Here is a 19,137-nt window from a genome sequence, read left to right as displayed (position 1 = left end):
CCCGCGGCGGTGTCAGGCGGTGGCAGGACGAAGGCTCGCAGGATGCGCGGGAGTTCGGGACGGGCGGGTGGTGTCGACCTGTTTTCTGCGCCGGTTCGGCTCCGGCTGTGGTGCGGCCCGAGGACGATGAAGGCCGCCGCGGTGCGCCGTGGGAGGACGACGGAGGGGCCCGCCGCTCGGCGGGCCCCTCCTGGTGGTGGTGCGTCGGGACCGCCTCGGTTCGGGGCGGTCCGCTCAGCGCAGGCCGAAGGCCCGCATCACGGTCTGCCGAACGGAGTCGCCCGCCGAGTCGTCGGCGGAGGCGCGCAGCGAGACCGTCCGCGCGTGCGCCGGTGCCTGGAGGGAGGTCCGCCAGCCGCCGTGGCCGTCCGCGGTGAGCCGTGCGGTGTGCCAGGTGGCTCCTTCGTCGTAGGAGAGCTGGAGCGTCGGCCGGCCGATCCTGCCGCCGGTGGTGACCCCGCCGGGGAAGGAGGAGGTGACCGTCAGGTCGGCGATGCGCCGGGCCCGGCCCCCGTCGTCGAGGCCGACCGCGTAGTCCAACTGGACCAGGGGCAGCGGCTCGGCCTCGTCCGCGCTCTGGGAGGCCGCCGAGCGGAAGCCCCACTCGGTGCTGGTCTTCGACGCGTACGGGCTGACCGAGGCGTCCTGGTGGGCGTCCACCGTCAGCCGGTAGGGCAGTGTCGCGGCGGAGGGGGCCTCGACCTCGATGCGAGTCGTCGAGTCCTCCTGCGCGAGGCGGGTGTCACCCTGCCAAAGGGTCGTCGTGGCCTGCTGCAGGTTGGGGCTCTGCAGGTTCAGACCGGTGTGGTCGGTCCCTCCCCAACTCGGTACCTCGATCCGGAACGTGGAGCCGGCGCGGCGCGGCAGCGGATAACCGTCGGTCAGCCGGGGGCGCTGCAGCGGACCGAACCACTCGTCCGTCTGCGTGCTCCCCCGCTGGTACTGCCGGTAGGGGCCGTACTGCATCTGCTGGCCGTCGACGAACGCCTGCTGTGTCCAGCGCTCCGGTCCGCCGGGCGTGACCCAGTCGGTGCGGTCGCCCTGCGGCGCGGAGGGGAGCATGGCGCCCAGGTTCCAGTCCGAGTAGGGGACCGCGTCGAAGCGGTACTCGCCCGCGGTGGTGTCCACCGCGGTCGAACGGAAGCGGGTGTCGACTCGGGCCAGATCGCGGGTGCGGGGGCGCTGGACGAGGCTGTCGGCGGGGAGGGAGCCGTGCTGGGTGTTCTCCAGGTCGTAGAGGTAGTCGGGGAAGGGGTGGGACTCCATGCGGAGGGTGACGTGGTGCGCCTGGACCTGCTGGATCAGCTGCTCGCCCTCGTCCTTGCCCATGAGGGCGACCTCGACGCCGGCGTTGTTCCCGACGGAGTCGAAGTACCGGTCGACGCCGCGCCCGCCGTACTGGTTGACGACGAGGAGGAGCTTGGCGCCGGCCTTCGCTGCGGCCTCCACCTGTGCGCTGCGGGTCCACTGGTCGAGGCTGCGGCGGACCAGGACGATGCGGCCCTTCGCCTTGAGGTCACGGTAGTCCGCGGCGAGTCCGTCCCCGGCGAAGACGACGGGGAGGTCCGAGGTGCCCTCGGGCAGCCGGGCGGTGTTGATCTGACGCGTCAGATCGTCATAGGTGGTTCCGTCGGACGACAGGGTGAGCCAGGGCTGCGTCATGCGGGCCCTGGCGGTGAACCAGAAGTCGCCCTCCTGGACGTTCTTGGGGACGGGTTCGGCCCAGAGCGTGTCGTAGACCTCGCCCAGGTCCTGGGCGATCCGCCAGGAGTTGGTGCCCAGCGAACGGTAGTACTCGGTCCGGGCGTAGACGGGGACGCTCGGCTTCGGGGTGAGCGCCTTGACCTCTCGGGTCCGGGAGATGTCGAGCACCACGGACATGTCGTGGTCGACGTTCACCTCGGGCGATCCGACGAGCGCCATGCCCAGGGAGTTCGGGCCGTGGGAGCCGGTGGTCTCGAGATAGCTCAGCGTGGAGTAGACGCCTTCGGGCACGCGCAGGGTCCGGGTGCCGTTCTCGTCCGCCTCGTAGGTCGGGGGGTAGTCCGTGTCGCCGCTGCTGAGCTGGAACTGCGAGTAGGGCATGGGCGAGCCGTCGCGGTCCTTCACGCTGATGGTCAGCAGGTGGTAGTGGACGATGCGGCCCACCCCGATGAGGGTACGGGTGGCGGTGGTGCCGTCGGAGGCCGTGGCCGTGATCTGCCCGGTGTGCGTGGTCGACGTGGTGCGGGAGGTGTCCACCGTCAGGGTGGCGCTCGCGGTACCGCCGGCGGGGACCGTGACGTCGGTGCGGTCGAGGGAGAACAGTCCGGCCGGCGCGGACCCCGCGTCGATGCCCAGGTGCAGCGTCACCGGTGTGGCGGCGCTGTTGGACCAGGTGACCTCGCGCCGGACCCCTCCGGCGGGGGCGGCGTCGTCGACGGGAACGTAGGCGGTACCGGTGGCCACCACCGAGGCGCGGGTGGCGGCGGCGATGTCCACGCGTCCGTTGCCGCCTTCGGAAGCGGTCGCCCCGGGGGTCGGCTTCACGGTGCTGACCAGCGCGTCCTTGAGCTGCCGGCCCGTCCAGGAGGGATGCTGGGCGGCGAGCAGGGCCGCCGCTCCGGCGACGTGCGGCGTCGCCATGGAAGTGCCGCTGAGCGTCTGGTAGTAGCCCGACCCGGCGTCGATGTACTGGGAGCGGGCGGCGGAGATGTCGACTCCGGGCGCGGTGATCTCGGGTTTGAGGGCGCGGTCTCCGAGGCGCGGTCCGCGGCTGGAGAAGTCCGCCACCTTGTCGTGCGCGTCCACGGCGCCGACCGTCAGGGCGGCGTCGGCGGTACCGGGTGCGGAGACGGTGCCCTCGGCCGGCCCCGAGTTGCCCGCCGCGATGACGAAGAGGGCACCGGTCTCGGCGCTCAGGGCGTTGACGGCCTGGCTCATCGGGTCGTTTCCCTCGGTGGGGCCGCTGCCGAGGCTCATGCTGACGATTTTGGCGTGCTGGTCGCGCACGGCCCACTCCATGGCCGCCACGATGCCCGATTCGGCGCCCGCTCCCGACTTGTCGAGGACCTTGCCGACGATGAGGCCGGCGTCGGGTGCGACACCGCGTTCGCGGCCGTCCGAGGCGGCTCCGGTGCCGGCGATGGTGGACGCGACGTGGGTTCCGTGGCCGTTGCGGTCGGTGACGTCGTCTCCACCGGTGAAGTCCTGGGACGCGACGGTCTTCCCGACGAGGTCGGGGTGCCCGGTGTCGATACCGGTGTCCAGGACGGCGACGTCGACGCCCTTTCCGGTGTTGCCGCCCTTCCAGACCTCCGGGGCACCGATCTGAGCCGTGCTGTCGGCCAGTTGGGCGTGGACCCGACCGTCGAGCCAGATGTGGCCGATGCCCTGCCGGAAACCTCCGGTGGGGCGGTCCGTACGGGAGCCGGACGGTACGGCGGTGACGGACGCCCAGAAGTCCGCCGCGTGGCTTCGGCTCTCGGTGAGCGCGGCGCCCTGGACAGCGTCGAGGACCCGTGACTTCGCGGCTCCTTCGGGCACACCGGTGGTGCGCGATCGGACGGCGGCGTCGGTGTAGGAGACGATCAGCGGCAGCTGCGGGCGGTGTTGGTCGTCGAAGCCGTCGGCGATGAGCTGGGTGACGTCGAACAGGCGCCGGTCCAGACGGTTGGTGGCCAGATAGTGGTCGGCGGCCCGGGGCAGAACGTAGAGATGACCGTTCCGCTCCTCGATCCTGGCGGTCGACGGGGCGCCGTCGGCCTGCCGGACCTGGATGGAACCGCCGGCCGATCCGGTGCGGCCGACCGTCACCACGTCACCCGTGATCAGGGTGACGGTGTGAGAGCCCGGCAGAGTGGGGGCCGCCTGCACGGCCCTGGCGGGGTGGGCCGGAGTGTCGGCGACGGGTGCCGCGTGTGCGACAGCTGGAGTGAGGCCCGCGGTGGCGAGCAGGACAGCGCCCAGTGCCGCGGCCCAGGGTCTCCCGGAGGGGGTGGAGAGCAACGTTTCCTCTTATGTCGAACGAATGAGTAATTGGCTGATTATCGTTCAATGTTCAACCGTCGACAAGAGTGATCGCTCTGTATCGTGGGGCGATTGACCGCTCTCGGTCCGGACATGAAACAGGTCGACTGCCGGTTGAGCGAGCAGTACTGACACGGCAGCTGCAGTTCTTGATCATGCTGGCCGTGTCATGTCGTCGCGGCCGCGGTGACGTTGTTCCAGTGGGGTGTGCTTCGGCCGCGCGGTGCTGGTGGTCGGCGGCGCCAGGCGGACCAGTGCAGCAGGTGATCGTGGCCGCGGCGGGGCGAGGGCAGAACGGTGGACCGCGGCAGGCGGAGCAGTTCGCCGACGCCAGCAGGGACGAGTCTGCCCCGGGTGGCCTGGGCGGTGGCGCGCAGGCGGGTGACGGCGAGGACGGCGGCGGCGAGCATGCTGATGAGGGTCCAGCGCATCCAGGAGTTCCAGCGGGTGGTCTGGCCCTGGCCGAGGCCGCAGGCACTCTTGCCGAGTTGGAAGTCCTCTTCGATCTTCCAGCGGCAGCAGATGGCGTCGACCAGCGTGGCCAGGGCGACGGGGGTGGCGGAATGACAGCGGTAGAAGGAGAGTTCGCCGGTGTAGCGGTGGCGGCGGATGACCAGGTGGGAGTGGTCGACTGCGTGTTCGGTGGGGGTGTTCTCGGCTATCACGTCGAGCAGGGCCCAGTCGTAGTGGCGGTCGCCGTTGAGCCCGTGGTCGGTGCGCATGCGTGCCCAGGCGTTCTTGGGAACATGATCGGCGAGTTTGGCGGCGGTGAAGGTGTCGGCGGAGGCGGTGACGCGGTGGTCCGTCCTGACGGCCACGGGGATGGATGAGGCGTTCCATCCCGCCTCTCGACAGCCGCCCTTCCCGGCACAGCGCGTCTCAGGTCGGCCGCTGCGAGCACCCGAAGTACGCTGGAAGGCGGTCCGGTCGCTCCGCGGTTCCTTCCGCCAGGGTGACCAGTCAAATCCGGGCAGGAGCGTCGGTTCCCGCCCGCGGCCCAGTGGACAGGGCCAGGCCAACTTTTCCGGTATGTGTGTTGCCGGGCATGTGGCTGGGTTGCCGGGTACGGAGCGCGTACGGCGAACCCACGGGTGCGGTGAGCGCCACCGGCATTTCATGTCGGCTTGCACGATCGCGAGGAGATACGGCCATGAAGATCGCTGTTGTGGGCGGCACTGGGTTCGTCGGGTCACGGCTCGTGGAAAAGCTCAGATCGGAGGGGCACCAGGCGACGGCGCACGGCAGATCCACAGGTCTGGATCTCGTGACAGGGGAGGGACTGCAGGACGCGTTGTCGTCGGTCGATGTCGTGGTGATCACGATTGACGCCCCGACCTTCGACGCGGCCGCGTCACCGTTCTTCCGCAGCACCTCGGGCAATCTCCTGCGAGCTGCTGAAAAGGAAGGCGTTCGGCATGTCGTCCTGTTGTCGATCGTCGGGATCGACCGGATTTCGGAAGTCGATTACTACGCGGCGAAGATCCTTCAGGAGCACCTCGTCGAGGTCGGCCCGATCCCGTACTCCATCGTTCGCGCCACCCAGTTCATGGAGTTCGTCGAGAAAATCATGTCGTGGACCAGTGAGGGAGACATCGTGCGTCTGCCCACGACTCGGATGCAGCCGATCGCGGTGGGGGAGGTTGTCGACACGCTTGCCGACGTCGCGACCGGTACGCCCATCAACAGCACCGTCAGCATCGCTGGTCCCGATGTCTTCCCGCTGGACGAACTCGGCCGTCTCACCCTGCAGGCGCACGATGACGGCCGCAGTGTCGTGGTCGACGAATCAGCGGGTCTGTTCGCCGCTGTTCCCGACGATGCGATCACTGCCCCCAGCGGGGCGCGCATCGGCAGCGTGCACTACACCGACTGGCTCGCTCATGGACATGCGGTGGCATAGCCATGCTGAAGGTGCGGCCTCCACGCCCTCCTTCAATCCGGTTGCCGTGTCGGCCTGGACATCACGGTGCCGGAGCTGGCCCTCGCCATCATTGTGGCCATCCTGCCGGTGCTTGTGCTCTTCCTCTTCTCGCAGCGCACCCTCGTCTCCGGAATGCTCGTCGGCTCGACCAAGGAATGACCCGCGGTGCTCGACGTGCTGAACACATCGCAAGGGAGGCGAAGGCCGACGGACATCCGGCGCGGTCGAACCGGTCGTTCCTCACCCGGCAGGTGTGGCCCTCGGCGTGGGCAGCCGGTTCAGCGGGTTTCCAGAGGCGGGATCGCGGGGACCTCCGGGGCGTTGTCGATGTCCGCCGGGGTCATCCGGAACTCTTGGGGATAGGCGTCGCGCCGGGTGCGGCGGGCGGGTTCGGTGGTGCGCCACATGTAGAGGCAGCGGCCGCACTGGAGCACGTCCCAGGCGCCGGGGACCGGGGAGGTGGTGACGGATCCGATGATGTCGTGTGCACAGCGGGGGCAGATCAAGGTGGCTCCTGAAGGGGTTTCAGCGGGCGGCGATCAGGGACTGGAGGCGTTTGGTCCACTCCTTGGCCTCCGGCAGATCACGGACCGGCGTACTGAAGTTTCCGCGGTTGTCCGGGGAGACGGGCGTCGTGGCGTCGATGATCATCTTGCTGGTGATGCCGACCGGGGAGGCGGCCGGCGCCAGTTCCATGACGGACAGGTTCGGGATGATGACGACGTCGTCCCCGGGGTTGACCTTGGCCGACATCGCCCACATCACCTGGGGCAGGTTGAAGGGGTCGATGTCCTCGTCGACGACGATCACCTGGGTGACGTAGCCGAGGCCGTGGGGGGTGGTCATCGCGCGCATGCCGACCGCCTTGGCGAAGCCGCCGTAGCGCTTCTGCGTGGAGATGATCACGGTGAGGCCGTGGGTGTACATCGCGTTGACCGCCTGCACCTCGGGGAACTCGGCGCGGAGTTGCTTCAGCAGTGGGACACAGGTGTTCGGTCCGACCACGTAGTCCACCTCGGTCCAGGGCATGCCCAGGTAGAGCGATTCGAAGATCGGGTCCGTGCGGTAGGAGACCCGGTCGACGCGGATCACCGGCATCCGCCGCCCGCCGGAGTAGTGGCCGGTGAACTCGCCGAAGGGGCCCTCGATCTGGCGCTCGCGGCTCTCGATCACGCCCTCGATGACGACCTCGGATCCCCAGGGGACGTCGAATCCGGTGAGCGGTGCCGTGGCGATGGGCGCGGGCGCGCCGCGCAGGGCACCGGCCATCTCGTACTCGGACTGGTCGTAGCCCATTGGCATACCGGCCGCGATGGTCATCACCGGATCGTTGCCCAGAGTGATCGCGATGGGCAGGTCCTCGCCGAGGCTCTCGGCCTTGCGCAGATGCAGGGCCACGTCGTGCATCGGAACCGGCTGGATGGCGAGCCGGCCGCGGCCGATGACCTCGATCCGGTAGATGCCGACGTTCTGCTTGCCGAAGTCGTCCGGGTCCTGCGGGTCGCGGGAGACCACGGCGCCCTTGTCGAGGTAGAAGCCGCCGTCGCCGTCGTTCAGCCGGAACAACGGGAGGATCTGGAACAGGTCGACGTCCGCCCCCTCCACGGTGTTCTCGCGCCAGGGCGCGTCGTCGCGTCGCTCGGGCGCGACGGGGAAGGCGTCCCAGCGGCGCGCGAACTCCTCGACCTGGTCCTTGACCGAGGTACCCGCGGGCAGTCCCAGCGCGAGCGCGTGGTTGCGCCAGGAACCGTGGACGTTCATCGCGATCCGGGCATGGGAGAAACCCGTCACGTTGTCGAAGTACAGGGCGGGGGCTCCCTCGCCGATCCGGCCGGCCGCGTTGGCCGCGGCGGCCAGGTCGGGCTCGGGCAGGACCTCTTCGGTGATCTTCAGCAGCTGGCCCTCCGCGTCCAGCGTTGTCAGGAAGCTGCGCAGGTCGTCGTATGCCATGTCCGGCTCTTTCTCAGGCGGCTGGGTGGATGGGGGCGGTCCGGGCGGCGCGCATGCCCTCCCAGCGTCTGGCGGCGGGGGCGGGCAGTGCGAGCTGGTCGAGGACGCGGACGGTGATGTGATCGACGATGTCGTCGACCGAGGCAGGATGGTTGTAGAAGGCGGGCATGGGTGGCACGATCCGCACTCCTTTGCGGGCCAGATCGAGCATGTTCTCCAGATGGATCTCGCTCAGCGGCGTCTCACGCGGTACGAGCACCAGGGGACGTCGTTCCTTGAGCACCACGTCAGCGGCGCGGCCGACCAGGCCCTCGCCGTAACCCGCACGGATGCCGGCCAGCGTCTTCATGGAGCACGGCACGATGACCATGCCGTCGGTCCGGAACGAGCCCGACGCGATGGTCGCCCCCTGATCCTCGGGGTTGTGCACCACGTCGGCGAGATCCGCGACCTCGCGGACACTGTGACCGGTCTCCAGCTCGATGGTGGTACGCGCCCAGCGGCTGAGAATCAGATGGGTCTCCACCTCGGGCAGCTCGGCCAGCCGCCGCAACAGCCGGATCCCGAGTACAGCGCCGGTGGCTCCGGTCATCCCCACGATCAGTCGCACGTCGGTCAACTCCTTGCTTCCGGGCTTCCCCTCGCTTTCGACGCTAGGGGCCGCGCGGGCGGCCAGGGCGGTAACCTGGGGACCGGTCATGGGAAAAAACCGACAGCCTTCCGTTGCCGAGGTGTCGTACCGGCCCTCACTGAGCGCGCCGATAGGGATGGACATCCTCGACTTCGCCGAACTGTCCACACGCGGAGACCGGCGGGGACTGGACCTGTCCAGGCCGCTCCGGCCCGCCTTCCACCACCTGATTCACGTCAGGAAGGGCCCGGTCCGGCACACCGTGGACTTCCAGGACCACACACTGGACTCGGGCTCCTGGCTCTGGGTGCGGGCCGGTCAGGTCCACCAGTACGTCCCCCGGGATCACCTCGCCGCGCGGGGCACCATCATCATCTGGCAACCCGGTTTCGTGCCCGCGGAGCCTTCCCACGACGGCTCACCCATGCTCCTCACCGGCCGGCACGCCCGCTCCGCCGACCTCGCGCTGCACCACCTCGCCCACGAATACGGCGACCTGGCCTCCCTTCCCCTCGACGCCCACATCGAGACACTGCGCCACCTTCTCAGCATCCTGCTGCTGCGTCTGACCCACGCCTGTCCGGGCCCCGCGTCGCCCGGGTCGGGCGGCGATGTCTTCCGCGACTTCCGTGCCGCCGTCGAACGCGACTTCGCCGACTCCCACCACGTCAACGACTACGCCGCCGCGCTCGGCTACAGCGTCCGCACCCTGTCCCGCGCCGCGCGGGCCGCGACGGGTTCCACCGCCAAGCAGTACCTCGACGCCCGTATCCTCCTGGAAGCCCGGCGGCTGCTGGTCCACACCGACGCCACCTCCGCCGAGATATCCCGCCGACTGGGCTTCCCGGACCCCAGCGACTTCACGAAGTTCTTCCGGAAACGTGACGGCGGGACGCCATTGCGATTCCGTGCGGTGGCCCGAGGAAGGGCTCCAGGCATGATCTCCACCCCGGCGTCCGTCGAGTAGACCCCTCCGGACCCGCTCCGACAATGGCGCACCACCACCGCGCGGTGAGCGGACCTGGACCTGCGCCGGGTGCGGGGCCGTCCACGACCGGGCCCGTTGCCCCGATGCCCGGAGGACCATCCACGCGGACACGTACGGCGGCCTGCGCGTGGCAGTCGTCCACGCGGGCAGGGGCGAAATCGACGCCGCGGCACGCAGCTTTGTGGACCACGGCACCTTCGACACGTACCGCCCTCCCGGCAAGCCGCCGTATGTGCCGGTTCCGGGTCTCGATCAGGCGGGACGCATGGTTGGGGGCGTATTCGACAGGCATGGGCTCGGTATCGAATCCAGCACGGCCGCGCCTGCCGCAGCCCGGGAGCGCGTGTCGTGCCGAGGCCGAGGCCACGACGATCGGCTACCGCAACCGGGCTGCGGATTTCACGAACGGGGGTGTGCCGAAGACACGCCTTCGGCCGTGCTGCCAGAGCGTCTTGAGCCGTGTTGTCAGAGCGTCTTGATGAGACCACCGTAGATGGTGAAGTCAGCGCCTGTGATGTCGGCGGCGCGGTCGCCCGCGAGCATCAGGACCAGGTCGGCGACCTCGTCGGGGCGGATGAAGCGACCGGTGGTGAAGCCACCGAGGCTGTTGACGGTTTGGTCCACGGCTTCCTGGGGTCGATGCCCATGGCGGCCGCGATGGTGTCGGCCATGCCCCGGGACCCATCCACAGTTCGGCGCTCACCGGACCGGGCGCGATGCTGACCAGGGTGCCGCCCGTGCGCAGCGCCGCCCACGAGCGGGCCTGCGTGTCGCCGCCCACGGTGTCCAGCACGACGTCGGCGCCGTCCACGTGGTCCTCGAAGCGTTCGTCGGCGTAGTCGATGACCTGGTCCGCACCGAGCCCGGAGACGAATTCCCGGTCGCGGGCGGAAGCTGTTGCTGTCACTCGCGCGCCGAGCGCCGCGGCGATCTGCACGGCGAAGGAGCCGACGCCGCCGGCCCCGCCGTGGACCAGGACGTGCTGCCCGGACTCCAACGAGGCCTTGCCGATTAGCGCCTGCCAGGCTGTGAGGGCCGCCAGCGGGACGGCCGCCGCACTGGCATGGTTCAGCCGGGACGGCTTCACCGCCAGCACGTCCGCGGGAACGGTGGATCAGCCCGTACACCTCGTCTCCCCACGGAGAGGCTGTCGGTCCAGGTGGCCTCCCAGGCGAGCTCGCCGTTCGTGATGGAGGCGGCGTTCATGGACCCGAGTACCTCGCCCGCGGCCGGTTCGGGACGTGGCGCGTTCTCGTCCACCAGCTGCTCCGGACCGCCCCGCTTGTGGGCTCGTACAGCGCGCATGGTGGTCATCCGTCCGTCACTCCTTGCGATGAGGCGGGGCGCGGTCCCGTACAGGGACGGAAGGGCCCCATGCACGGTCTATATAGCGTCGTGTGGCGAAAGGCCTATGGCGGGTGACGTGGCTCTTTGGTCGCGAAGTTTCCTCGTGCGGGTCTCAGTCTGTCCATTACGTCGGTAAGTCCGCTTGAGTAATCCGACTGCGTCCCCCACCAGGACAGGCATGGGGCTGTGGATTGGAGCGGCCCGATGCCCCGTCTTCGGAAAAGCCGCTGCCCTGAGATGACACCCCGGTGCTGGACGATGTGGCTGGGATCGGCGGCGCGTTGTGCAATGGCTCTGACGGTCAATCGACTGAAGAGAGGTCCTCATGGGTCGAATGAACTTGGGACAGGTCGCACGTGAGGGCTATCGGAACGTGCTGGAGCTGGAGAAATATGTTCGGGCGAACGTCGACAACAAGTTGTTGTTCCTGATCCAGCTGCGGGCCTCGCTGCTGAATGGATGCGCGTACTGTGTCGACTCGCACAGCCACGAACTGCTCGAAGGGGGCGAGAGCGTCCAGCGTGTCCTCGGAGTGGCGGTGTGGCGCGAGTTCCCGCACTTCACCCCGCGTGAAAAGGCGGCCTTCGCCCTGACCGACGCGGTGACCCGGCTGGACGAGCACGGTGTGCCGGACGAGGTATGGGCCCAGGCGGAGGAGTTCTTCGCCGAGAAGGAGCTGGCCGACCTGATCCTGGCCATTGGCACGATCAACGTGTGGAACCGCATCGGTGTCAGCACCGAGATGCACCCGCCGCTGAGGAAGTGACCCGTGGCCGCCGCGGCGAGCTGCGTCGTAGGGACGGAGCGGCGGCCATCGGTCGGACGGGGACAGGGCCCCGTCCCCTCCTCGACGACCCGCACGGCGGCTGAGCGCGCGGCCGTGCTGTCGGCTGCTCGCACACGGCCGGAACCGAGGATCCCGCCGATTCGGCAGTCGGTTGACCGAAGGGCGGTTCAGCGCAGTCCGCCAATGTGCTGAGCCCGGAGTCACCGTTCAGGTGTCGCTCGCTCCGTCCCGATCGTCCACCAGTTCATCGGCGAGGTTGGCGAGGTGACCTCGAACGAAGTGATGACCGCCTCGGCCAAGACCATGTTCGACGAGCTGATCCGGGTGAGCGCTGCTCTGGAACCGCTGCGGGAACCCCGGTCGACGCCGCGCGGCGTCCGGTGAGCCTGGGACCTGGATCAGCATCCAGCACAGGCCGCGGCCGTTGGTGTTCTGAGGTGCTTCCGGCGTGGGGTGCTCATGCGCCCGCGGTCCCGGCGCAACTCGCGTGACCTTTCCCTACGTTTAGCCGCACCCCTCGCCGAGACGTCGGGATGCTTGTGGGACCCGTGTGAGCATGGGCAAGCCCGTCGCCCCTCGGGGGCCGACCGGAAACGGGGCGGGACCGGCGGTCGGTCCATCTCGTGAACCTTTGACATGCAGGGACTTGAGGCGGAGACGGGCAGCGCCGAAAAGAGGCTCTGTCCACCCGTTCGTCTTCGCCGAGCACGACTCTTACCACAGGACATGACAATGAGCCCGATCAGCGTGGCGGTCCATGCGGCCGACCCCCTCACCCGACTGGGTTTGGTCGGACACATCCGTTCGGAGTCCCGGCTGAGCCTGGTCGCCACCGCCCAACTGCAGGAGGCCGACGTTGTCGTCGTGGCTCTGGACACCGTGGTCGTGGCCACCTTGGACATGCTCAGACAACTGTCGGCGGGGATGACCGACCCTCGATTCCTGGTCATCATCGCCGATCAGTGGCAGGCGGACCTCTATGCGGCGCTGGAGCGAGGTGTACGTGCCGTGATGTGGCGCAGTGAGTTCACTCCGGCGGCGTTCACCAGCTCCGTGGTGAGCGTCGGCGAGGGGCGCGGTGACTTCTCGCCCGAGCTCCAGGGAAAGCTGTTCGATCAGGTACTGCGGACCAACCGCGACGTGCTCGCTCCGCACGGACTGACCGCCTCTGGTCTGACTCCCAGGGAGATCGACGTCCTGCGCTTGGTGTCCGAAGGCTGCGATCTGGAAGAGATAGCCCAAAAGCTCAGCTATTCCGAGCGGACGGTCAAGAACGTTCTCTACAACCTGATGAAGCGGCTCAACCTCCGTAACCGGACCCACGCCGTGGCGTACGCCGTGAGGTGTGGGCTCATATGAGGTGTGGCACGGGGCATCGGGTGCGGTCGCCGCCCGCCGCTCAGCGACGGGCGCCCAGCACCGCCGTGGCCAGTTCCAGGCGCGAGCGGGTACCGGTCCGGGCGAACAGCCGCATCAGACGGTTGGCCACCGCACTCTCGCTCACCCCGAGTACGGCAGAGAGCTGACGATTGGTCAGCGCCTCGGTCACGAGCTCCGTCAGCAGCCGGTCGTTCTCCTCGGTCGCGATGCCACGGCCGGGCACCGAGACTCCCGCCGCGCGCATGGCCGTCCGGACCCGGAACCGCCACAGCAGTGCGTCCAGCTCACCGAACAGCTCGTACGCCTGATGCAGCAGCGGTTTGGGATCCAGCCCCCAGGATGCGGCGGCCAGCACGGTCGTAGCTGTCTCGAACGGCTGGGCCCGAGACCGTGCCAGCTCTACGGCCTGGTGCAGTGCCGCCCTGGCATCCGGCAGTCCGCACGGCCGCCGGTGCTCCTCGGGCACCCGCGCGGCGGTCAGCAGGAGCAGCAGCCTGCCGCGCTCGCCGCCCATGGCATCCGCCACCCGGGCCAGTTCGGCCAGGGCGGTGGACGCCGCGCGGAGGTCCCCCGCCTCGGCCTCGGCCGCGACCAGATCGGCCCACAGGTCCTCCGTGCCGTAGACGCTCCCATTTTCCGCGGCACGGTCCAGACCGCGCCGCAGCGCCTGTGTGGCGAGATCGGCCTCGCCCAGCACCCGGTGGACCGCCGACTGCGCGTGGTCGAGCAGGTACGGCAGCAGGTTCGGGGGCGTACGGCCTGTTTCCAGCAGCCTGGCCGCCTGGGAGGGCCGCCCCCTGGCGAGCAGCAGGGTGGAGAACCGAGCCAGCATCACCGTGCCGCTTGGTGGCCGGGTGGTCGACTGGCCGTTGGCCAGCGCGGTGCGGGCCACCCGGGCGGCCTGGTCCCAGTCGCCCCCCAGATAGTGCAGCAGGAACCGGTTGTCCGGATGCAGCCGGTCGACGTCCAGGCGCCGCTGCCGGATCACCTCCCGCGCCCGGGCCAGGTCTCCGTGACCGCACAGCAGCCCGGTCTGATTGGCGGTGAGCTCGTACAGATGGGTGCGCGGCAGGGAATCCGCCCGGGGGTAGTCGAGAGAGGCGAAGAAGTCCTCCGGCTCGCCCAGCACCACCTTGGCCGTGTTGAGGAAGATCGCGGCGAAGTACTGTGCCATCGGCTCCGCTCGCCACTGAGGCCCGGTGCCCTCCAGAAAGTCCCGCTGCTCGGCCCACCGCCCGAGCATGGTGAGCGCGAACGCCTGGCTGACGGTGCGGACGACCGGCGCCAGTGGGACGTCCCACCGGGGATCGGCCACGCGTTCCAGCCGCTCGGTGTCCCCGCACCGTGCCAGCCCGGTCACATAGACCGCCGTCAGCAACAAAGCGGCGTCATGGCCCATTTGCGCCCCGTGGCTGTGCAGCACTCGCTCGGCGGTGTCGGCCGCAGCCATGTAGTCCCCCCGCTCATTGCTGAGGCCGGCGTAGTGGGCCAGCACCTCGAGCTGCTCGGCAGGCTTGTCGATCAAGCGGGCCGCGGCCTGCAGCCACCCGGGGGCCAGTTGCTCGTAGGCGCCCCCGATCCGGGCGACCGCGGACAGTAGCGTGGCCGTGGCGCGGCGCCTGTCCACCGACGAGCCGGCGTCCGCGACCCGCTCGGGCAGGTACGTCTCGTGCACGTCGGCAATCGGTGCGTTCACCGCCGGAAGGTGTGCGGCTCCCCGCTCGGGGCACGCCGGGTGCGCAGGAGTACCGGCCCGCTCGCCGTTCGCACCGGCCGCCGCATCCTCGTCGGCCGGCGGCGGGTTTCCGGCAGACGGCTCACGGGACCACAGGGCCTCCACCGCCAGGGCGGAGATCCTGCGGCGCTGCCAGGGGCCGAGTCGCTCCCGCACGGCCACCGCCAGCAGCGGCATGCGGAACTCCCAGGAGACCGACCCGTCCGGCTCCGCGAACCGGTCCAGCACCCCGACCCGGACCAGCACCGTCAGGGCCCGCAGCACCGTGTCGACGGTCAGGTCGGTGCCGGCCGCCACCAGCGCGGGTGCCGCCGGGCCGAGCGGGCTCAACAGGCTCATCGCCCCGGCCACCGTCCAGCAGGACGCGCCGAGGGAGCGCAGGCGGCGTACGAACGGATCGTCATCCGGGAGCACCGGGACCGGCACGAGGTCGACCCGGAAGGCATGACCGTCCACCACCCGCACGCCGTCCGCCTCCCACAGGGCCGCAAGGACCGCGCTGATCGCCGCAGGGTTGCCCCGGCCGAGCCGGTACACCTCGGTCACGAGAGTGTCATCCGGGATCGCGCGCAGCCGACGGGTCAACAGCTCGCGCACATCCGCCTCCGTCAGCGGATCCAGCACCACCGAGCGCACCGCATGGTGCGGGGCCAGCAGAGCGAGCTCCGGCGCCGCCGGTTCCGCGGCATCCGCCGACGCTCCGTGGGGACGGGTACGGACGCCCAGCAACAACCGGGCGGACGGCGCCTTGAACGTGGGGAGCAGCGAGCGCAGCAGGGCGATGCTCTCGGCATCGGCATGGTGGGCGTCGTCCACCACCACGGCCGACCCCTGTTCGCGCAGTGCCTCGGCCAGCGCGGCGGTCATCGCCCCGTCCGGGCCCGTGGCGGACGGAACGGCCTCGCCCGTCGCCTGCGCGGGCACGCGGCGCGCCATCACGTCCGGTACGGCGTCCCCGGCCGCCTCGAGCAGTGCGGCCGCCACCCTGGTGGCCAGCAGCAACGGCACCCCTTCGTCCCCGGGCAGACAGTCGAGCCAGTGCACCCGCAGGGCGTCCGATCGCAGCCGGTCCGCCGCCTGACGCAAAAGCGCGGTACGGCCCGCACCGGGCTCGCCGCACAGCAGAACCACGTTTGGGGAGTCTGGTTCTCCGCCGTTGCCCAGGAGCTGCTCCAGCGGGCCGGCTCGGGCGACCAGATCGGTGGTGGGGGCCGAGGTGGCTTGCAGTTCCTGCACTGCCACGTAACCACCACTTTCTGGGACGCGTGCGGCCGGCGCACCCGTCACTGGACCATCGACCGCGGTCTACGGTCCCTTGAGCGGAGCACCTGTCGGACGCGACCGCGACGACCATTATTTTAGCGACACCGTGCGTGGGGCAGCCGCGGCGGGCAGGAACGTACGGGCTCGACCGGAGGACAGAACGAGGTGGCGTCGCAACCGCGCATGGCACTTCTCGGACGCGATGCCGAGGTGCGGGAGGTCCGGGCGGCCCTGGAGGGCGCCGGTACAAAGGGTGAGGTGGTGGTCGTCAGGGGCCCGGCCGGGACCGGCAAGACCGCGGTGCTGGAGGCGGCGCGGTCAGCCGTCGCGGGCGCCACCACGAAGGTCGCGCGCCTCGACCTGACGGCGGACGGCTGCCCGCCGGGTTTCGAGGCGGTCACCCAGGCGGTCTCGGAGCTGGTGTCGCGGCTGCTGGGCGAGGCCGGCGCACAGCGGATCGGTGCGGTCAGACGGTCACAGGCGCGGGCGCTGCGCGACCCGCGGCACCAACACCGCTTGCTCCTCGATCTGCGCGACGCGCTGCGGGCGGCGACGCGGATCAGACCGCTGGCCCTGCTGCTGGACCACATGGACGCGGTGCCCGTCGAGACCGGCGTGGTGCTGGGACAACTGCTGCGCGCGCTCCGCCCGGACATGGTGTCGGTGGTGATGGCCGTCAGGAGCCCGTACCTCCACGGGACGGAATCCTGCCCGCTGACCGGGGCGGCGGACCGCGTCATCGAACTGGGTCCGCTCCCGCGTGAACACGTCGAGTCCCTGATCCACCGGCACCTGGGCAAGCCCGTCGAGCCGGCCCTGCTCGCCGCGCTGCACCGGTCGCTGGGGTCGCTGGCGGGCAACCCGCGTGCCGTGCTGGAACTGGTCGACGCGCTCCGGGACCGGGGAGGGCTGCCCGTGGTGGACGGCCATGTCTGCCTGGGCGTGCCGGAGAGCGAGGTGCGGCTGCCGCAGGACTGCGGCGAGCTGGCCAGGGTGACGGGTCTGGGCCCGGTCCCGCCCTTCCAGGGGGACACCTTGCTCAAGGCGGCGGCCATGCTCGCCCGGCTGGACGGCGCAGGCCAGGTGATGCTGGACGACGTCCCCCGTCTGGCGGAGGCGTTGGGCCAGTCCACCGCCGACGTCGGCCGGCTCCTCGACCGACTGGTCGAGGAGCGCGTGGTGGAGGTCGGCGAGGAGCACCGACTGAGGTTCAGCGTCCCCGCGTTCGCCGCCACCCTGCGCGACATGGACCTGGAGTGCGACCCCGCACCCTCGCACGCGGAGATCGTGCGGTCCGCCGTGGACCGGGTCGGGGCCGAAGCGGCCGGAACGCTGGAGCCTCGACTCGCCGACCATGTCAGGGCCGCCGGCGGGCTGCTCCTCGACACGGCGTCGTCGGTGGGACTGCTGCTGGCCGCCGCCCGCAGCGATCCCTGCCCGCGTAGAGGGCACTCCGTGTCCTCCCGGCGGGCCGCGCTGCGCCTGATGTCACCGCGGGACGAACGGTTCACCGGAGTGGTCCGTGAGACGATCGACACGATGCTGCGGCACGGCGACCACACCGGACTGCTGGAGCTCGACGATCTGCTGGTGTCCTTCGCCCGCCCCAGGGGGCTCCCGGTCACCGGCCCGGCCCCGGCGGAGACGACGGCCCTGTGGACCGGGCTGCTGGCTCCGGCCTCGGCGTTCGCCGCGGTGCACGAGGAACGGCCGGCGGGCGACCCGGACGACCCTTGGCCGGCCGCCGTGACGGCGGTGCCCTGGGCGGCCCAGCTACTCTCGATCGCAAGGTGGCAGGGCGACCCACCCGTCCCGCACGCTCCGCGGGACGCGCGGGACGACGGTGGTGAACCGGTGGCGGACAGCGATCCGCCGACGGCGGTGCCGCCCGGCGGGCCACTGCCCGATCCGGCCGAAATCCGGCTCCTGACCGCCGCCGCGGGGCCACGGGCGACGTTCGAGGCGGCCCTCCACGCGGTGCAGGCCAGACGGGCGGCAGGGGGCCTGCACCCCGTGACCGAGCCGGAACGCATCCGGGAGGCAGCCGGGCTCGGGGACTGTCCGACCGCGTTCGAGGTACTGCTCGGTGAACGCTACGGCGGCCCGGGAGCCGCCACGGCCGGGCTCTACCAGGCGCTGGTGCGTGAGTACCTCACCGGCTCCTGGGACACCGCCCTGTCGCTGGCCCGGCAGATCGAGTCGTGGCCCGGGCGGGGACACCGCGTACGCGATCTCGCCCGCGCCCTGGCGGCGGACATCTGCTGCTGGCGCAACGAGCCGGCGCGGGCCATTGCCTGGCTCGACGGCGTCGCGCAGACCGACGGGACTCCGGCGCTGGTGCGCTGGGTCCGGTGCGGCGTGCGGTACTGGACGGGCCAGAGCGACCAGGCGTTGGAGCAGGGCTGGCAGGACTACCGGACGCTGTGGCGACAGGGCCGCTACGCGGGGCTGGAACGACTACTGCTGCGTCTGCAGTGGGTCGCGGCACAACAGGGCGGAAGCGACGCCTACCGGGCCCGGGTCCTGGAGGCGATCGAGCAGCTGTACCAGGAGACAGGCTCCAGGGCGTCCCGCGAAGCCCTGCTGCTGGCGCGCGGCGCCTACCGTCAGGACGAGAGCAGCGTGACCAGGGGTCTGCGACTGCTGCGCCACCGCGGCGACCAGTTCATCCAGTTGCACGCCAGCCTGACGCTCGCCGGGATGTCCGCCGACGAGCCGTGGCTGGCGGAGACGGTCGACATCGCCAATCGGCTCTCCGCGCGCCGGATTCGCCAGCTGGCGGCCGAGACGGCCCAGGATCTCGGATTGCCCCTGCCGCGGCGGCGCGCGGCTCGGCCGGCGCTGACCCGGCCGGAACTCGCCGTGATCGACATGGTCGTCAGCGGCGCCACCAACCGGCAGATCGCATCCAGGCTCGCCCTCAGCGAGAAGACCGTCGAGACCCATCTGCGGCGGATCTTCGAACTCACCGGCCGCCGCTCCCGGGTAGAACTGGCAGCGGCCTGGCTGGATGGCAGTCTGTCCCGATTCGCGCCTCGCTCCGCGTCGGATCCCGTGCAGTAACCCCCTCGTGCCCCCGCGGGGATGTCGTCCGCCCCGACATCCCCGGGCAGACATCGCTGTCCTT

The 19,137-nt window shown here is 70.4% G+C and carries 13 protein-coding genes and 2 pseudogenes; 6 read left to right on the top strand and 9 right to left on the bottom strand.

What is annotated here, in order from left to right:
- Nucleotides 1-234: 234 nt before the first annotated feature.
- Together OG568_RS05060 and OG568_RS05055 are read right to left on the bottom strand one after the other, a co-directional pair.
- Nucleotides 235-3,987, bottom strand: coding sequence for a S8 family serine peptidase (locus tag OG568_RS05060; protein WP_329530478.1), 3,753 nt, complete (start codon nucleotides 3,985-3,987; stop codon nucleotides 235-237).
- Nucleotides 3,988-4,175: 188 nt separating this feature from the next.
- Entirely contained in the window at nucleotides 4,176-4,826 is a 651-nt protein-coding gene (locus tag OG568_RS05055; RefSeq protein WP_329530477.1) for a hypothetical protein, read from the bottom strand.
- 332 nt (nucleotides 4,827-5,158) lie between these two features.
- Between OG568_RS05055 and OG568_RS05050 the strand changes: the two genes are divergently transcribed.
- The gene (locus OG568_RS05050; RefSeq protein ID WP_329530476.1) at nucleotides 5,159-5,908 is read left to right on the top strand and encodes an SDR family oxidoreductase; all 750 of its coding nucleotides are present in this window, start codon (nucleotides 5,159-5,161) and stop codon (nucleotides 5,906-5,908) included.
- 19 nt (nucleotides 5,909-5,927) lie between these two features.
- Nucleotides 5,928-6,088: pseudogene (locus OG568_RS05045) on the top strand (carbohydrate ABC transporter permease); the annotation flags it as partial.
- A 119-nt stretch (nucleotides 6,089-6,207) separates the two neighbouring features.
- Here the strand turns inward: OG568_RS05045 and OG568_RS05040 are convergent.
- Genes OG568_RS05040 through OG568_RS05030 form a run of 3 tightly spaced genes read right to left on the bottom strand, consistent with a single transcriptional unit; the run spans nucleotide 6,208 to nucleotide 8,489 of the window.
- Nucleotides 6,208-6,435, bottom strand: coding sequence for a non-oxidative hydroxyarylic acid decarboxylases subunit D (locus OG568_RS05040; protein WP_329530475.1), 228 nt, complete (start codon nucleotides 6,433-6,435; stop codon nucleotides 6,208-6,210).
- A 19-nt stretch (nucleotides 6,436-6,454) separates the two neighbouring features.
- Nucleotides 6,455-7,879, bottom strand: a complete 1,425-nt coding sequence (locus OG568_RS05035) for a non-oxidative hydroxyarylic acid decarboxylases subunit C (protein WP_329530474.1) — start codon at nucleotides 7,877-7,879, stop codon at nucleotides 6,455-6,457.
- 13 nt (nucleotides 7,880-7,892) lie between these two features.
- Complete coding sequence (locus tag OG568_RS05030) at nucleotides 7,893-8,489, bottom strand: non-oxidative hydroxyarylic acid decarboxylases subunit B (protein WP_329530473.1); 597 nt, start codon at nucleotides 8,487-8,489, stop codon at nucleotides 7,893-7,895.
- 88 nt (nucleotides 8,490-8,577) lie between these two features.
- Between OG568_RS05030 and OG568_RS05025 the strand changes: the two genes are divergently transcribed.
- The gene (locus OG568_RS05025) at nucleotides 8,578-9,477 is read left to right on the top strand and encodes a helix-turn-helix transcriptional regulator (protein WP_329530472.1); all 900 of its coding nucleotides are present in this window, start codon (nucleotides 8,578-8,580) and stop codon (nucleotides 9,475-9,477) included.
- A gap of 486 nt (nucleotides 9,478-9,963) precedes the next feature.
- Here OG568_RS05025 and OG568_RS05020 read toward each other — a convergent pair whose 3' ends face one another.
- The 3 genes and pseudogenes from OG568_RS05020 to OG568_RS05015 form a co-directional block, all read right to left on the bottom strand.
- Nucleotides 9,964-10,122: a hypothetical protein gene (locus OG568_RS05020; RefSeq protein ID WP_329530471.1), complete on the bottom strand. Its 159-nt coding sequence runs from the start codon at nucleotides 10,120-10,122 to the stop codon at nucleotides 9,964-9,966.
- A 61-nt stretch (nucleotides 10,123-10,183) separates the two neighbouring features.
- Nucleotides 10,184-10,585, bottom strand: a pseudogene (locus tag OG568_RS61260) (zinc-binding dehydrogenase); the annotation flags it as partial.
- On the bottom strand, nucleotides 10,582-10,812 hold the full coding sequence (locus OG568_RS05015) for a hypothetical protein (RefSeq protein ID WP_329530470.1): 231 nt from the start codon (nucleotides 10,810-10,812) through the stop codon (nucleotides 10,582-10,584). The gene OG568_RS05015 and the pseudogene OG568_RS61260, both read right to left, overlap by 4 nt.
- 367 nt (nucleotides 10,813-11,179) lie before the next feature.
- Between OG568_RS05015 and OG568_RS05010 the strand changes: the two genes are divergently transcribed.
- Entirely contained in the window at nucleotides 11,180-11,611 is a 432-nt protein-coding gene (locus OG568_RS05010) for a carboxymuconolactone decarboxylase family protein (RefSeq protein WP_329530469.1), read from the top strand.
- Between the two features lie 753 nt (nucleotides 11,612-12,364).
- Nucleotides 12,365-12,991 (top strand): helix-turn-helix transcriptional regulator, encoded by a 627-nt coding sequence (locus OG568_RS05005; protein ID WP_329530468.1) that lies wholly within the window; start codon nucleotides 12,365-12,367, stop codon nucleotides 12,989-12,991.
- Nucleotides 12,992-13,031: 40 nt separating this feature from the next.
- On the opposite strand, the gene OG568_RS05000 is transcribed toward OG568_RS05005, so the two are convergent.
- A complete protein-coding gene (locus OG568_RS05000; protein ID WP_329530467.1) occupies nucleotides 13,032-15,989 on the bottom strand; it encodes an AAA family ATPase in 2,958 nt (985 codons plus the stop codon).
- A 204-nt stretch (nucleotides 15,990-16,193) separates the two neighbouring features.
- Between OG568_RS05000 and OG568_RS04995 the strand changes: the two genes are divergently transcribed.
- A complete protein-coding gene (locus OG568_RS04995) occupies nucleotides 16,194-19,073 on the top strand; it encodes a helix-turn-helix transcriptional regulator (protein ID WP_329530466.1) in 2,880 nt (959 codons plus the stop codon).
- The last annotated feature ends 64 nt before the right edge of the window (nucleotides 19,074-19,137 follow it).

It is taken from the genome of Streptomyces sp. NBC_01450 (assembly GCF_036227505.1).
GTDB lineage: Bacteria > Actinomycetota > Actinomycetes > Streptomycetales > Streptomycetaceae > Streptomyces.
This window is presented reverse-complemented; position numbering and strand designations above follow the sequence as displayed.